This window comes from Glutamicibacter uratoxydans (assembly GCF_050753455.1).
Lineage (GTDB): Bacteria > Actinomycetota > Actinomycetes > Actinomycetales > Micrococcaceae > Glutamicibacter > Glutamicibacter uratoxydans_A.
In genome coordinates this window covers 2,398,845-2,415,221 of the sequence record NZ_CP192736.1, presented here as the reverse complement: position 1 = coordinate 2,415,221, position 16,377 = coordinate 2,398,845, and the positions used below count along the sequence as shown (strand labels likewise).

The window sequence follows — 16,377 nt, the reverse complement described above, 5'->3', positions numbered from 1 at the left end:
GAACAAGCAGAACTCGATTTGCTTCACTCGGGTAGGTCAGTGGTACGGTTAAGACACCGAACATCTTCGGCGAAGATTGCATGGGACCCCCAAGACTCTGCAATCTTCGGACATAGAAGTTTCCCCAAGCTTCATGTCGACAAGAGCTCGTCGCCAGCGTCCCCAAGTGCTGGCCACGAGCCTTGTCTTTTTAATCAGCCGAAGCTCTCCCTGGCCCTGTCAATCCTGACCGTGAGGCTCAATTCACATGCCGTGCGCCTTTCTCGATTTGTGTTCACCGGTTCAGACGTTTTAGGATAGAAGCACCGAAGACCGTCGGTTGAGCCCAAATCATTTTGAAATGAGCTCCGAAGAGTCCGCAAGGACGACCAACGCAGGTTTCATAGATTTGTTTCACTTTTTCAAAGTTGAACTGCCCTGTGCTCCTGCGCGGGGCATTTTTTATTGCTCCGCCGGTTATTGAACGGTACCGAACTGAACCCCGGAAGGAGTGTTATGGCAACGCAGACTAAGACCGCAGCGATCGAATCGATCACCGCTGAGTTGAAGGAATCCACCGCAGCTGTCCTGACCGAATACCGTGGGCTTACCGTTGCACAGCTCAAGGAACTGCGCCGCTCGCTTGGTCAGGAAACCAAGTTCGCGGTTGTTAAGAACACCTTGACCGCTATCGCAGCGAAGGAAGCTGGCATCGAAGCATTCGATGGTCAGCTGACCGGTCCGACCGCAATTGCCTTTATTAAGGGCGATGCAGTTGCTGCCGCAAAGAGCCTCACGGAGTTCGCAAAGGCCAACGAGAAGCTGGTCATCAAGACTGGTGTCTTCGAGGGCAACGCCCTGGATAGCGCCGGCATTGCTGCCCTCGCTGCTCTGGAGTCCCGCGAGCACCAACTGGCACGTGTTGCAGGCGTTCTGCAGGCTCCAGCCTCTGCCGCTGCACGTATCGTCGATGCACTGCGCATCAAGCTCGAAGAGAACGGTGGCGCAGCTGCCGAGGAAGCTCCGGCAGAAGCCTAAGCCTTCGCGATTCTCTCGCAAACATTACCCACAAACATTGCGGTTCCCCGCTGCGGGATCCATAACCGAAAGGACGCCACCATGGCGAAGCTCACCACCGAAGAGCTGCTTGAAGCTTTCAAGGAAATGACCATCATCGAACTGTCTGAGTTCGTGAAGCAGTTCGAGGAGACCTTCGAGGTCACCGCAGCTGCTGTTGCAGTTGCTGGCCCAGCTGGCGGCGGCGACGCAGCTTCGGCTGAAGAGCAGACCGAGTTCGACGTAGTTCTGGAATCGGCTGGCGACAAGAAGATCGCAGTCATCAAGGAAGTTCGTGGCTTGACCTCGCTGGGTCTGAAGGAAGCCAAGGAACTGGTTGACGGCGCTCCAAAGGCTATCCTGGAAGGCGTCGACAAGGACGCTGCCGAGAAGGCCAAGGAAGCTCTGGAAGGCGCTGGCGCTACCGTCACCCTCAAGTAAGTTTCAGCGGTCACTCGCACCTTACTACCAAGGGCCTGAAGAACACTTTCGTGTTCTTCAGGCCCTTGGCCGTTAAAGCGATAAACCAGACAATCAGTTTATAACGATTGTATTAACAGGGGTTATTCATTTTTGGGGCATAAGGTATAAACCGTGCTGAGTAATGAAGTGAAGACCGTGAGTGAATCCCAGCGTTCAGCCAAACGAGCCCCTCGGCTAGGTCTGTTGGACGCTTTGCGCATTCTGGCAGCCCTGATTGTAGTTCTCTACCACTACACCGCTTGGGGACACCAGCACTGGGGAACTCCGGTGTCTGAAGCGTGGCCTGTGCTCTCTCACTTCACCATCTACGGCAGTATTGGTGTCCAACTTTTCTTCCTGATCTCCGGGTTCGTGATTCTCATGTCGGTTCAAGGCAAGGGGTTGATCAGTTTTATCGCCTCACGTCTGGGGCGGCTCTATCCTGCTTACTGGTTAGCCGTGGTCGCGGCGGCCGTACTGACCTTCGGAATTTGGCCCGAAATTCGGGACGGACGAACCACCGAGGACATTGCCCCAAACCTCACCATGGCCCAAGCTGGCATGGGCGTACGGGACCTGGACGGGGTGTACTGGACGCTCTGGGTAGAACTGCGTTTCTACATCATCTTGGCGGTCCTTGTTGCCTTAAGAAAGGTCACCGATAAGGTGATTCTGGGATTGAGTTTTCTCTGGCCAGTACTCGGAGTTGTGCTACATCTGATCGAGGCGCCGAAAGCTCAAGAATGGGTGATGGGGCAGTACGCCCCGCTGTTTGCTATTGGCATGATCGTGTACCTGATGTACCGCGGGGAACGCACCGGCCTACGCTGGGGATTACTCGCGTTCAACACGGTTCTAGCCTGCTACTTCACCGGAATTAAGGGCGCCAAGGATGCGAGCTATCTTTCCGGGATGGAAATTCCAGCCTGGCACTTCTCGCTGCTGACGCTCGCGTGCGTGGGGCTGTTGCTCTTGTGCACGCTAACTCCGTTACGTTCGGTGCACGCCCGATGGATGGTCACCGCCGGGATGCTCACCTACCCGCTGTATCTCTTCCACCAGCTCTGGGGATGGTGGCTGATCGAGATATTCAGTGGTGCATTGAACAAATACGTGTTGCTGGCACTTACGATCCTGACCATGCTGGGATTGTCCTACGTGGTGGCCCGCTTTGTGGAGAAACCTGCCGGGCTTTGGCTGCGCAACGAATTCACGCGGCTCGCCAGCACGCTCGAATCCACGTTACGTACCGTTCACCGCAATCGCCGCGCACAAGCTATAACGGAACCGAAATATCTTCCACTATGGCGCCAAATCCGCTAACCAGATCCTGTGGCTGCACGAACAGCGCGTGGTTCGGATCCCCGCTTCCAAGGGTTATGGGGTGTCCCGGATGGCTTTCAAGTGTTGCCCGATCAATCACTACCGGTAAGGCATTGCGTGAACCAAAGGGAGTAATGGTGCCACGCCGATACCCGGTAACTTCCAAGGCCTGATCCGCATCCGGTAAAGCTAGCTTATTCACCGCCAGAGCCTTGCGAAGTTTCGGCCAGCTCATGCTCCGGTCTCCAGGAATCAATGCAAAAACGAAACTGCCGTCGGCGCGTTTGAGCACTAGGGTCTTGATCAACCTGGCAGCGGGGATACCCAGCAGGCTCGCCGCATGCTCCAGTGAGGTGGCCGGCGGGCGCGGGACGATCTCAATGGGAATGGAGCGGCGTTGAGCATCAAGCGTTACCCGGCTCAGCGCATCATTAGCTTCCTGTGCACGATCCATACCGGGCATTCTGCTACATTCGGAGGCTCTCAGCCAACCTCACACCGGCTCCGGTAATGCTGCCTCACCACGGGTGCCGGCAGACTCAGCGCAACCACGGACGTAACGACAGATAAATATTTGCGAAAATACGTCATTCTGATCGTGTCGACTATGCTCTTGGCCACATTTATCGCCCGGGAGCGGCCAGCGCCGCTCGGTGCTGGCCGCTCAACGCATAGCTGACTAGGTTCTTCTGCGCTCCATTTCCAGCTTGTTGTGCGCAAAGCGCGATTCGGAGTGGGAAACTATAGCATGAATACAAAAAATTGCTATCGACAAGCTTGTGCTCTTGGGGTAGAGTGGAAATTTGCGCCCGTACTATTTGCGCATGCGACCTTCATATAGCGGTGGGTTCATGTGACAAGGGGTTATCAGCCGCGCGTTGATACCTTGGCACGATGGGCGTTTCGGAAACCTGACGGTCTGTGGAAGGATCCATTTTGGTCGCCTCGAGCACCTCTAACAACCAAACCGCTAGTTCGGCTCGCGACGCTGCGTACGCTGGCCGACTTTCTTTTGCAAAGATTCACGAACCCCTTGAAGTGCCTAACCTGTTGGCGCTGCAGACCGAGAGCTTTGACAGGCTGATCGGTAACGAGCGCTGGAAGGAACGCCTGGCCGCGGCCGTTGCCGTGGGCGATAACAGCGTTCCAGACGTCAGCGGTCTGGCAGAAATCTTCGAGGAAATCTCTCCGATCGAGGACTTCCAGGAGACTATGTCCCTGAGCTTCTCGGAGCCTGAGTTCGCCGATCCAAAGTACTCCATCGCCGAGTGCAAGGACCGCGACGTTACCTATGCCGCGCCGCTGTACGTCAAGGCCGAGTTCATGAACAATGAAACCGGCGAAATCAAGCAGCAGACCGTGTTCATGGGCGATTTCCCGCTGATGACTGACAAGGGTACCTTCGTCATCAACGGCACCGAGCGTGTCGTTGTTTCCCAGCTGGTTCGTTCCCCGGGCGCCTACTTCGAGTCGGCTCCGGACAAGACCAGTGATAAGACCATTTTCTCCGCGCGTATCATTCCTTCGCGTGGTGCCTGGTTTGAGCTGGAAATCGACAAGCGTGATCAGATTGGCGTGCGCCTCGACCGTAAGCGTAAGCAGTCAGTCACCGTCCTGCTCAAGGCACTGGGCTGGAGCGAAGAGCGGATCCTGGCCGAATTCGGTCAGTATGAATCCATTCGCGCCACCTTGGAAAAGGACAACATCAAGGACCAAGACGAGGCCTTGCTGGACATCTACCGCAAGCTACGTCCGGGCGAGCCACCAACCGTGGAAGCCGCTCAGGGTCTGCTGCGCAACATGTACTTCGAGCCAAAGCGCTATGACCTGGCAAAGGTTGGCCGTCACAAGCTGAACCGCAAGCTTGGTGTGGAAACCCCGGTTAACGCCGAGAGCGCACTGGTGCTGAGCATTGACGACGTGGTCGCCATGATCCGTTACCTGGTAGCTTTGCACGCCGGTGAACGTACCATCGAGGGCACCCGCAACGGTGAAATCGTTGAGGTCCCGGTCAACGTGGATGACATCGATCACTTCGGTAACCGTCGTATCCGCGCCGTGGGCGAACTGATCGAGAATCAGGTCCGCACTGGTTTGTCCCGTATGGAACGCGTGGTCCGCGAACGTATGACCACCCAGGACGTGGAAGCGATCACCCCACAGACGCTGATCAACATCCGTCCGGTGGTTGCTGCGATCAAGGAGTTCTTCGGAACCTCGCAGCTGTCGCAGTTCATGGATCAGAACAACCCACTGGCCGGTCTGACCCACAAGCGTCGTTTGTCGGCGCTGGGCCCAGGCGGTCTGTCCCGCGACCGTGCGGGCATGGAAGTTCGAGACGTGCACCCATCGCACTACGGTCGTATGTGCCCCATTGAAACTCCCGAAGGTCCAAACATTGGTCTGATCGGTTCGTTGGCAACCTACGGTCGCATCAACTCCTTTGGTTTCATCGAAACCCCATACCGCAAGGTTGTGGACGGTGTGGTGACCCAGCAGGTCGAGTACCTTACCGCCGATGATGAGCTGCAGCACTTCATTGCACAGGCTAACGCTCCACTGGCCGAGGGTGGCCGCTTCGCCGAAGAGACCGTGCTGGTGCGTGAAAAGGGCGGCGGCGGTGAACCGGTGTTGGTTGAGCCTTCCGAGGTCACCTACATGGACGTTTCGCCACGCCAGATGGTGTCGGTTGCAACCGCGCTGATTCCATTCCTCGAGCACGACGATGCTAACCGCGCACTGATGGGTGCGAACATGCAGCGTCAGGCCGTGCCACTGCTGGCTAGCGAGTCCCCACTGGTGGGTACCGGCATGGAGAAGTACGCCGCGGTTGACGCCGGCGACTCCGTGGTTGCCGCCAAGCCAGGCGTGGTCACCGAGGTGTCCGCCGACCTGGTGGTTGTCATGAATGACGATGGCACCCAGTCGATGTACCCGATCATGAAGTTCGCTCGCTCGAACCAGGGCAACGCCTACAACCAGCGCGTGCGGGTCTCCGAAGGGGACCGCGTGGAGTACCAGGCCATCATCGCCGACGGCCCATCCACCGACGCCGGTGAATTGGCACTGGGTAAGAACCTGCTGGTCGCCTTCATGTCCTGGGAAGGACATAACTTCGAAGACGCGATCATCCTGTCCCAGCGCATGGTTTCCGATGACGTCCTGACCTCGATTCACATCGAAGAGCACGAAGTCGATGCCCGTGACACCAAGCTGGGTGCCGAGGAAATCACTCGGGATATCCCGAACGTTTCCGAGGACATCCTCTCGCAGCTCGATGATCGCGGCATCGTGTACATCGGTGCCGAGGTTGAAGCCGGCGACATCCTGGTTGGCCGTGTCACCCCGAAGGGTGAAACCGAGCTGACCCCAGAAGAGCGCCTGCTGCGCGCCATCTTCGGTGAGAAGTCCCGTGAAGTACGTGACACCTCGCTGAAGGTGCCACACGGCGAATCCGGCACCGTCATCGGTGTACGCATCTTTGACCGCGACAATGACGATGATCTTTCCCCTGGTGTGAACCAGCTGGTCCGCGTCTACGTGGCACAGAAGCGTAAGATCACCAACGGTGACAAGCTCGCTGGCCGTCACGGTAACAAGGGTGTGATCTCCAAGATCCTCCCGGTCGAGGACATGCCATTCCTGGAAGACGGAACCCCGGTCGACGTAGTCCTGAACCCACTGGGTGTACCAGGTCGTATGAACGTGGGACAAGTCATGGAGCTACACCTGGGCTGGGCCGCGAAGCAGGGTTGGAACATCGAAGGTGAGCCAGCTTGGCTGCGCGATCTGCCGAACCTGCCACGCCAGAGCGGTTCAACCACCGTAGCCACCCCGGTCTTCGACGGTGCCTCGGAAGAAGAAATCCGCGGCATCCTGGACTCGGTAAACCCAACCAGCGATGGTCAGCGTCTGGTGGAGAACTCCGGTAAGGCTCGTCTGATCGACGGCCGCTCCGGTGAGCCTTTCCCAGATCCGATCTCCGTGGGCTACATGTACATCCTGAAGTTGCACCACTTGGTCGATGACAAGATCCACGCCCGTTCCACTGGCCCGTACTCCATGATCACCCAGCAGCCATTGGGTGGTAAGGCACAGTTCGGTGGCCAGCGCTTTGGTGAGATGGAAGTGTGGGCCCTGGAGGCCTACGGCGCCGCCTACACCCTGCAGGAACTGTTGACCATCAAGTCTGATGACATTCACGGTCGTGTGAAGGTCTACGAGGCGATCGTCAAGGGCGAGAACATTCCGGAGCCAGGAGTTCCAGAATCGTTCAAGGTGCTCATCAAGGAAATGCAATCGCTGTGCCTGAACGTCGAAGTACTTGGTACCGACGGCAACACCATTGAGTGGCGTGAATCGGACGAAGAATCGTTCCGCGCTGCTGAAGAGCTGGGCATCGACCTTTCCCGGTCGGAGCCAAACTCCGTCGAGGAAGTCTAGAACCTGATCAACACGGTGCCGGTCAAACCGGTAGGGGAGTGCCGGCACCGCCAGGATCATTCCAGATTCACTCATCACGTACTGACTTCAGACACCAGAAAAGAGAGAAAAGGACCATATGTCCAGCGATTCCTCATTCGGACTCATGCGCATTGCCCTTGCCACCGCGGACCAGATCCGCGCTTGGAGCTACGGCGAGGTCAAGAAGCCTGAAACCATTAACTACCGCACCCTGAAGCCCGAGAAGGACGGACTGTTCTGCGAGAAGATCTTCGGTCCCTCGCGCGACTGGGAATGCTACTGCGGTAAGTACAAGCGGGTGCGCTTCAAGGGCATCATCTGTGAGCGCTGTGGAGTAGAAGTAACCCGCGCCAACGTGCGCCGTGAGCGCATGGGCCACATCGAGCTGGCCGCACCGGTCACCCACATCTGGTACTTCAAGGGCGTTCCTTCGCGCTTGGGTTACCTGTTGGATCTGGCACCGAAGGACCTAGAAAAGGTCATCTACTTCGCCGCCTACATGATCACTTCGGTCAACGAAGAGCGCCGTCATGCCGAGATGCCGAACCTGCAGGCTCAGCATGACCTGGAGCTGCGCAACCTGGCGAACAACGCCGAGGCTGACAAGCGTGCCGTGCTCAAGGACCTCGAAGCGGAACTGGAGCGTCTGGAAGCTGATGGTGCCAAGGGTGCCGAGTTGAACAAGGCTCGCACTAACGCCGAGAAGACCGTGCTGCAGATCGACAAGCGCGCCAAGAACGAATCCGAGCGCCTGCGTGCGGTCTGGGAGCGTTTCAAGAACCTGAAGGTCGCTGATCTGGAAGGTGACGAAGGCCTGTACCGCATCATGCGTGAGAAGTACGGACTGTACTTCGAGGGCTCGATGGGTGCTGAAGCCATTCAGAAGCGCCTGCAGACCTTCGATCTGGTTGCCGAAGCCGAGAACCTGAAGCAGGTTATCGACAACGGTAAGGGCCAGAAGAAGACCCGTGCACTTAAGCGTCTGAACGTGGTTAACGCGTTCTTGACCACCCAGAACTCGCCTGAAGGTATGGTTCTGGACGCCGTACCGGTGATCCCACCAGAGTTGCGCCCCATGGTTCAGCTCGATGGTGGCCGTTTCGCCACCTCGGACTTGAACGACCTGTACCGCCGCGTGATCAACCGCAACAACCGCCTGAAGCGTCTGCTGGATCTGGGTGCTCCCGAGATCATCGTGAACAACGAAAAGCGCATGCTGCAGGAAGCCGTTGACTCGCTGTTCGACAACGGCCGTCGTGGCCGTCCGGTCACCGGACCGGGTAACCGCCCGCTGAAGTCCCTGAGCGACATGCTCAAGGGTAAGCAGGGTCGTTTCCGTCAGAACCTGCTCGGTAAGCGTGTTGACTACTCCGGCCGTTCGGTCATCGTGGTTGGTCCGCAGCTGAAGCTGCACCAGTGCGGTCTGCCAAAGCAGATGGCCCTGGAGCTGTTCAAGCCCTTCGTGATGAAGCGTCTGGTTGACCTCAACCACGCGCAGAACATTAAGAGTGCCAAGCGGATGGTGGAGCGTTACCGCCCACAGGTGTGGGATGTTCTCGAAGAGATCATTACCGAGCACCCGGTACTGCTTAACCGTGCACCAACCCTGCACCGTTTGGGTATCCAGGCCTTCGAACCACAGCTGGTTGAAGGTAAGGCTCTGCAGCTGCACCCACTGGTTTGTGCCGCGTTCAACGCCGACTTTGACGGTGACCAGATGGCAGTTCACCTGCCATTGAGCCCCGAGGCTCAGGCCGAAGCTCGCATCCTGATGCTGTCCTCGCACAACATCTTGAAGCCTTCGGATGGTCGTCCGGTTGCCCTGCCTTCGCAGGATATGATCATCGGTCTGCACCACCTGACCACCAAGCGTACCGACGAAATGGGCGCTGGCCGCGTGTTCAGCTCGGTAGCCGAAGCCATCATGGCGATGGACCGCCGTGAACTGCACCTGAACGCACCGATCAAGATCCGTGTGGAGAACTTCGTTCCTTCCAACGAGCAGCCAGCTCCGGAAGGTTGGGAGCCAGGTACCGCAGCACTGATCGAGTCCTCGCTGGGTCAGGTTCTGTTCAATGACACCCTGCCAGCTGACTACCCATGGGTAGCTCAGGTGACCGGCAAGGATGCGCTTTCGGAGATCGTTAACGATCTGGCCGAGCGTTACCCGAAGGTCGTTGTGGCAGAGACTCTGGATAACCTGAAGGACGCCGGTTTCCACTGGGCTACCCGCTCGGGTGTGACCGTGGCGATCTCGGACATCACCTCGAATATGAACAAGGCCGAAATCCTTGCACCATACGAAGAGCGTGCCGCCAAGGTTCAGGCATCCTACGATAAGGGTCTGATTGCCGACTCCGAACGACGCCAGGACCTGATCGACATCTGGACCAAGGCCACCGATGAGGTTGCCGAGGCGATGAAGAACGGTATGGAAGAGCTGAACACCATTAACCGTATGGTGACCTCCAAGGCTCGCGGTAACTACCTGCAACTGCGTCAGATTGCCGGTATCCGTGGTCTGGTGTCCAACCCGAAGGGTGAAATCATTCCTCGCCCGATCAAGTCTTCCTACCGTGAAGGCTTGTCGGTTCTGGAATACTTCATCGCGACTCACGGTGCCCGTAAGGGTCTGGCCGATACCGCATTGAAGACCGCTAACTCCGGTTACCTCACCCGTCGTCTGGTCGACGTGTCCCAGGACGTGATCGTCCGCGAAGAAGACTGTGGCACCCGCCGCGGTTTGAACGTGCCGATCGCCGAAGACATTGCCGGCTTCCGCAAGCTGCACGACACCGTGGAGAACTCGGCTTACACCCGTACGCTTGCCACCGACGTCAAGGACGCCGAGGGCAATGTGCTGGCCGCAGCCGGTTCGGATGTGGGCGACGTACTGATCGCGAAACTGTACGAAGCAGGCGTGGATGAGATCCGTGTCCGCTCGGTACTGACCTGTGACTCGGCCGTGGGTACCTGTGCACTGTGCTACGGTCGCTCGCTGGCCACCGGTAAAACCGTGGACATCGGTGAAGCCGTAGGTATTATCGCCGCACAGTCCATTGGTGAACCAGGTACTCAGCTGACCATGCGTACCTTCCACACCGGTGGTGTGGCTTCGGCCGACGACATCACCCAGGGTCTGCCACGTATTCAGGAGCTCTTCGAAGCTCGTACCCCGAAGGGTGTTGCACCGATGGCGGAAGTTGCCGGTCGCGTGTCCATCGAGGATGACGAGAAGCAGCTGCGCGTGGTGATCACCCCGGATAACGGTGACGAGAAGCAGGCATACCCAATCCTGCGTCGTGCCCGCCTCGAGGTGGAAGACGGCCAGCAGGTCACTGCCGGTACTCAGCTGACCGCCGGTACCTTGGACCCGAAGCAGGTTCTTCGTGTTCTTGGTCCACGTGAGGCTCAGCGCTTCCTGGTCCGCGAAGTCCAGGACGTGTACCAGTCCCAGGGTGTAGGCATCCACGATAAGCACGTGGAAGTCATCGTTCGCCAGATGCTGCGTCGCATCACCGTCATTGAGTCCGGTGAAACCGAGCTGCTGCCAGGCGTACTGGCCGACCGTGCCCGCTTCACCGCCGCAAACCGTAAGGCCGTGGCCGAAGGTAAGCGTCCGGCAGCCGGTCGTGACGAACTGATGGGTATCACCAAGGCCTCGCTGGCGACCGACTCGTGGCTGTCTGCGGCCTCCTTCCAGGAGACCACCCGCGTACTGACCCAGGCCGCCATGGAAGGCAAGGACGATCCACTGTTGGGTCTGAAGGAAAACGTGATCATCGGTAAGCTGATCCCGGCCGGTACCGGTCTGGACCGCTACACCCAGGTCACCGTGGAACCAACCGACGAGGCCAAGGCCACGTTGTTCACCGGTTCCTCGGCCTTCGCTTCGGGCCTGTACGACGATGGTTTGGACGGGGGACTGTCCCCAGAGTTCCAGGCCATCTCGATGGATGACTACGACACTGGTCAGGACTTCCGCTAAACGGTAGATCTCACCTAGGGTTCTAGGCTAAACACGCAGCCCGTCAGACAGGGAGCATCAGCTCTCTGCCCGACGGGCTGCGTGTGTTTTAACTAGCATGAGATCTAAGCTCTCGGACGGCTCAATACCAGTAATCTAATTGGCAAGACACTACGTGAATTTACGACTAGTCGTGTTTTTGCGCCCGATGCGGCTCTAGGTAAGTGAGCTAGCTCGCGTTGCGCATGGGCCGTTGGCGTGAAAAAATAAAACGAAAGAAAGTTCAACAGTTATCTGCATGATCGCCGATCATTGTTCACTGCATGGCACTAATCTAGTAGTCAGGCAACGGAAAACCGTTGAATTTTCGGGCCTGGCAGGATTAATGCTAGACTCAGATCAATTGTTTTATGTGTGGCAAAATGGACGCGGTCCGGGTTGCGGGTAAGTTGCGCAACGAATGCCACACTTTCGCACGCCTAGGGACTTTTTGGCTCAGTGCGCGATAGAACGAGCAGATAGCGCAGCAGTCACCGTCCTGAGGATGGAGCGGCGGCGCCGAAGAATTTTTAGAAAATTGGAAGGACACGAAAGTGCCTACTATTCAGCAGCTGGTCCGCAAGGGCCGCTCGCCGCAGGTAAATAAGGGCAAGGCTCCTGCCCTGCGCGGCAACCCAATGCGTCGTGGCGTGTGCACCCGTGTGTACACCACCACCCCGAAGAAGCCAAACTCCGCTCTGCGTAAGGTTGCACGTGTGCGCCTTTCCGGTGGTGTCGAAGTTACCGCATACATCCCAGGTGTAGGTCACAACCTGCAGGAACACTCCATCGTGCTGGTGCGCGGTGGTCGTGTGAAGGACTTGCCAGGTGTTCGCTACAAGATTGTTCGTGGTGCACTGGATACCCAGGGTGTTAAGGATCGTAAGCAGGCTCGTTCCCGCTACGGCGCAAAGAAGGATGGTAAGTAATGCCGCGTAAGGGTCCGGCGCCAAAGCGCCCACTGGTTTCTGATCCGGTATACGATTCGCCGTTGGTCACTCAGCTGATCAACAAGGTTCTGGTTGGTGGCAAGAAGTCCACCGCAGAGCGTATCGTTTACGGCGCGCTGGAAGGTGCTGCCGCAAAGTCCGGTACCGACGCCGTTTCCACCTTGAAGAAGGCCATGGACAACATTCGTCCGGCACTTGAGGTTCGCTCCCGCCGTGTGGGTGGCGCAACTTACCAGGTTCCAGTCGAGGTCAAGCCAGGTCGTGCAACCGCACTGGCTCTGCGCTGGTTGGTTGGCTACTCCAAGGCTCGTCGCGAGAAGACCATGATCGAGCGACTGATGAACGAGATCTTGGACGCTTCGAACGGTCTGGGTGCCGCTGTGAAGCGTCGCGAAGACACTCACAAGATGGCCGAGTCCAACAAGGCCTTCGCCCACTACCGCTGGTAAGAAACGCTTGGCATCGCTGGGCGTCAACCGACGCCCAGCGATACCTTGCCTCACCTTTTAGGGAGACAACGTGGCACAGGACGTGCTTACTGACCTGAACAAGGTCCGCAATATCGGCATTATGGCTCACATTGATGCCGGTAAGACCACTACTACTGAGCGCATCCTTTTCTACACGGGTGTGAACCACAAGCTCGGTGAAACCCACGATGGTGGCGCAACCACCGACTGGATGGAACAGGAAAAGGAACGCGGTATCACCATTACCTCCGCGGCCGTGACCTGCTTCTGGAACAACAACCAGATCAACATCATCGACACCCCCGGCCACGTTGACTTCACCGTTGAGGTGGAGCGCTCGCTTCGCGTGCTTGACGGCGCCGTTGCTGTGTTCGACGGCAAGGAAGGCGTGGAGCCGCAGTCCGAGACTGTATGGCGCCAGGCCGACAAGTACAACGTTCCACGCATTTGCTTCGTCAACAAGATGGACAAGCTGGGCGCTGACTTCTACTTCACCGTAGACACCATCATCAACCGCCTGGGCGCCAAGCCGCTGGTTATGCAGCTGCCAATTGGTGCCGAGTCCGACTTCGTCGGCGTGGTTGACCTGTTGACCATGAAGGCATTCGTCTGGGAAGGCGACGCCAAGGGCGACGTTACCATGGGCGCAAACTACGAGACTCGCGAAATTCCTGCAGACCTGCAGGAAAAGGCCGAAGAGTACCGTGCCAAGCTGGTTGAAGATGTCGCCGAGGCATCCGAAGACCTCATGGAGAAGTACCTCGAAGGTGAAGAGCTGTCCATCGACGAGATCAAGGCCGGTATCCGCGCCCTGACCATCGCCGGCGAAGCTTACCCAGTCTTCTGTGGTTCGGCTTTCAAGAACCGCGGTGTGCAGCCAATGCTGGACGCTGTCATCGATTACCTGCCAAACCCACTGGATGTTGGCGCGATGACCGGTCACGATCCAAAGAATGAAGAAGTTGAGCTGACTCGCGAACCAACCGAGGATGCACCATTCTCGGCTCTGGCTTTCAAGATCGCCGCTCACCCATTCTTTGGTCAGCTGAACTTCATCCGCGTGTACTCCGGCAAGGTTGCTTCCGGTGCACAGCTGCTGAACTCCACCAAGCAGAAGCGCGAGCGCATCGGTAAGCTGTTCCAGATGCACGCCAACAAGGAAAACCCTGTTGATGAAATTCACGCAGGTCACATCTACGCTGTGATCGGCCTGAAGGACACCACCACCGGTGACACCCTGTGCGACCCAGCGAACCCAATCGTTCTTGAGTCGATGACCTTCCCAGATCCAGTGATCTTCGTGGCCATCGAACCAAAGACCAAGGGTGACCAGGAGAAGCTGTCGACCGCTATCCAGAAGCTGTCGGCAGAAGACCCAACCTTCACCGTGTCCCTGAACGAAGAAACTGGCCAGACCGAAATCGGCGGCATGGGCGAACTTCACTTGGACATTCTGGTGGACCGCATGAAGCGCGAATTCCGCGTGGAAGCAAACGTTGGTAAGCCACAGGTTGCTTACCGCGAAACCATCAAGAAGGCCGTGGAGAAGGTTGACTTCACCCACAAGAAGCAGACCGGTGGTTCGGGCCAGTTCGCAAAGGTCCAGGTCTCCTTCGAGCCTCTGGAAGTTGTCGACGGTGTAATCTACGAGTTCAAGAACGCCGTCACCGGCGGTCGTGTGCCTCGTGAATACATCCCGTCGGTTGACGCTGGTATCCAGGACGCCATGCAGTTCGGTATCCTGGCCGGCTACCCAATGGTCGGCGTGAAGGCAACCCTCATTGACGGTGCCTACCACGATGTTGACTCCTCGGAAATGGCGTTCAAGATCGCCGGTTCGCAGGTATTCAAGGAAGGTGCACGTCGCGCCAACCCAATCCTACTCGAACCAGTGATGGCCGTTGAGGTTCGTACCCCGGAAGAGTACATGGGCGACGTTATCGGCGACCTGAACTCGCGCCGTGGTGCGATCCAGGAAATGTCCGACGCTGCGGGTGTGAAGGTCATCCGCGCTGCTGTGCCACTGTCTGAGATGTTCGGTTACATTGGTGACCTGCGTTCGAAGACCCAGGGCCGTGCAGTGTACTCGATGGTCTTCTCGACCTATGCTGAAGTCCCGAAGGTTGTTGCCGACGAGATCATTCAGAAGGCCCGCGGCGAGTAATCGCTTCAGGCACAAACACTTGGCCGTGACCCCGCCCGTGTGGGGGAGTGGCCGATCGCGAGGCCAGCTTCAAAACCTTTGAAACTGGCCTCGCAAACGGCCAACGAGGGATCCATCACATGTGGGACCCGCAGAGGACCGAAATTTTCATTTTTATCCATGCCCCCAGTAGACTGATTCCAGTTCGTTTGCGAAACGCGCAAACGAAGAATGTCTTCTGTAAATGTTTCTAGGAGGAACCTGTGGCAAAGGCAAAGTTCGAGCGGACTAAGCCGCACGTCAACATCGGCACCATCGGTCACGTTGACCACGGTAAGACCACGTTGACTGCCGCCATCTCCAAGGTGCTTGCTGACAAGTACCCGGACCTGAACGAGCAGCGCGACTTCGCTTCGGTGGACTCGGCACCGGAAGAGCGCCAGCGCGGTATTACCATCAACATCTCCCACGTTGAATACCAGACCGAAAAGCGTCACTACGCACACGTTGACGCCCCAGGTCACGCTGACTACGTGAAGAACATGATCACCGGTGCTGCCCAGATGGACGGCGCTATCCTGGTGGTTGCAGCAACCGACGGTCCTATGGCCCAGACTCGCGAGCACGTTCTGCTGGCTCGCCAGGTTGGCGTTCCTACCCTGCTGGTCGCACTGAACAAGTCCGATGTAGTTGAGGACGAGGAACTGCTGGAGCTCGTGGAGATGGAAGTTCGTGAACTTCTGTCCTCGCAGGGCTTCGACGGTGACGATGCTCCAGTTGTCCGCGTTTCCGGCCTGAAGGCTCTGGAAGGCGATCCAACTTGGACCAAGGCCATCGAAGATCTGATGGATGCCGTTGACGAGTACATCCCAGAGCCAGTTCGCGACCGCGACAAGCCATTCCTGATGCCAGTTGAAGACGTCTTCACCATCACCGGCCGCGGTACCGTTGTAACCGGTCGCGCCGAGCGTGGCACCCTGGCCATCAACTCGGAAGTTGAGATTGTTGGCATCCGCCCAATCCAGAAGACCACCGTTACCGGTATCGAGATGTTCCACAAGCAGCTCGACGAAGCATGGGCAGGCGAGAACTGTGGTCTGCTGCTTCGCGGTCTGAAGCGCGAAGATGTTGAGCGCGGCCAGGTTATCGTAGCCCCAGGCTCGATCACCCCGCACACCAACTTCGAGGCTAACGTCTACATCCTGTCCAAGGACGAAGGCGGCCGCCACAACCCGTTCTACTCGAACTACCGCCCACAGTTCTACTTCCGCACCACCGACGTCACCGGCGTTATCACTCTGCCAGAAGGCACCGAGATGGTTATGCCAGGCGACAACACCGAAATGTCGGTTGAGCTGATCCAGCCAATCGCCATGGAAGAGGGCCTCGGCTTCGCTATCCGTGAAGGCGGCCGCACCGTTGGTTCGGGCCGCGTCACCAAGATCAACAAGTAAGTCTCGACTTACTGATCTAGACCACTTGGTCTAAGCGTCAAAAATCCCCGTGGATTCTTAGGAATCCGCG

General features: G+C 57.7%; 10 protein-coding genes. 9 read left to right on the top strand and 1 reads right to left on the bottom strand.

Features of this window, described 5'->3' with window-relative positions; translation table 11 throughout:
- The first annotated feature begins 495 nt into the window (after nt 1-495).
- From rplJ to ACQQZ8_RS11105, 3 genes are all read left to right on the top strand, one after another.
- Nucleotides 496-1,017, top strand: a complete 522-nt coding sequence (rplJ, locus tag ACQQZ8_RS11115; RefSeq protein WP_431709872.1) for a 50S ribosomal protein L10 — start codon at nt 496-498, stop codon at nt 1,015-1,017.
- An 81-nt stretch (nt 1,018-1,098) separates the two neighbouring features.
- Nucleotides 1,099-1,476: a 50S ribosomal protein L7/L12 gene (gene rplL, locus ACQQZ8_RS11110; protein ID WP_431709871.1), complete on the top strand. Its 378-nt coding sequence runs from the start codon at nt 1,099-1,101 to the stop codon at nt 1,474-1,476.
- 153 nt (nt 1,477-1,629) lie between these two features.
- Complete coding sequence (locus ACQQZ8_RS11105) at nt 1,630-2,820, top strand: acyltransferase family protein (RefSeq protein ID WP_431709870.1); 1,191 nt, start codon at nt 1,630-1,632, stop codon at nt 2,818-2,820.
- Here the strand turns inward: ACQQZ8_RS11105 and ACQQZ8_RS11100 are convergent.
- On the bottom strand, nt 2,774-3,274 hold the full coding sequence (locus ACQQZ8_RS11100; protein WP_431709869.1) for an aminoacyl-tRNA deacylase: 501 nt from the start codon (nt 3,272-3,274) through the stop codon (nt 2,774-2,776). The two genes, ACQQZ8_RS11105 and ACQQZ8_RS11100, sit on opposite strands and share 47 nt — an antisense overlap.
- Before the next feature lie 482 nt (nt 3,275-3,756).
- On the opposite strand from ACQQZ8_RS11100, the gene ACQQZ8_RS11095 reads away from it, so the two are divergent.
- The 6 genes from ACQQZ8_RS11095 to tuf all read left to right on the top strand — a co-directional run bounded on the left by ACQQZ8_RS11095 (nt 3,757) and on the right by tuf (nt 16,307).
- Complete coding sequence (locus tag ACQQZ8_RS11095) at nt 3,757-7,263, top strand: DNA-directed RNA polymerase subunit beta (protein WP_431709868.1); 3,507 nt, start codon at nt 3,757-3,759, stop codon at nt 7,261-7,263.
- 118 nt (nt 7,264-7,381) lie between these two features.
- Nucleotides 7,382-11,272, top strand: a complete 3,891-nt coding sequence (locus ACQQZ8_RS11090; protein WP_431709867.1) for a DNA-directed RNA polymerase subunit beta' — start codon at nt 7,382-7,384, stop codon at nt 11,270-11,272.
- A gap of 572 nt (nt 11,273-11,844) precedes the next feature.
- The gene (gene rpsL, locus ACQQZ8_RS11085) at nt 11,845-12,219 is read left to right on the top strand and encodes a 30S ribosomal protein S12 (protein ID WP_431709866.1); all 375 of its coding nucleotides are present in this window, start codon (nt 11,845-11,847) and stop codon (nt 12,217-12,219) included.
- Nucleotides 12,219-12,689, top strand: a complete 471-nt coding sequence (rpsG, locus tag ACQQZ8_RS11080) for a 30S ribosomal protein S7 (RefSeq protein ID WP_265155527.1) — start codon at nt 12,219-12,221, stop codon at nt 12,687-12,689. The genes rpsL and rpsG overlap by 1 nt, the downstream gene beginning before the upstream one ends.
- Nucleotides 12,690-12,759: 70 nt before the next feature.
- The gene (gene fusA, locus ACQQZ8_RS11075; protein WP_431709865.1) at nt 12,760-14,874 is read left to right on the top strand and encodes an elongation factor G; all 2,115 of its coding nucleotides are present in this window, start codon (nt 12,760-12,762) and stop codon (nt 14,872-14,874) included.
- A gap of 242 nt (nt 14,875-15,116) precedes the next feature.
- Nucleotides 15,117-16,307, top strand: coding sequence for an elongation factor Tu (tuf, locus tag ACQQZ8_RS11070; protein ID WP_431709864.1), 1,191 nt, complete (start codon nt 15,117-15,119; stop codon nt 16,305-16,307).
- Nucleotides 16,308-16,377 lie beyond the last annotated feature (70 nt).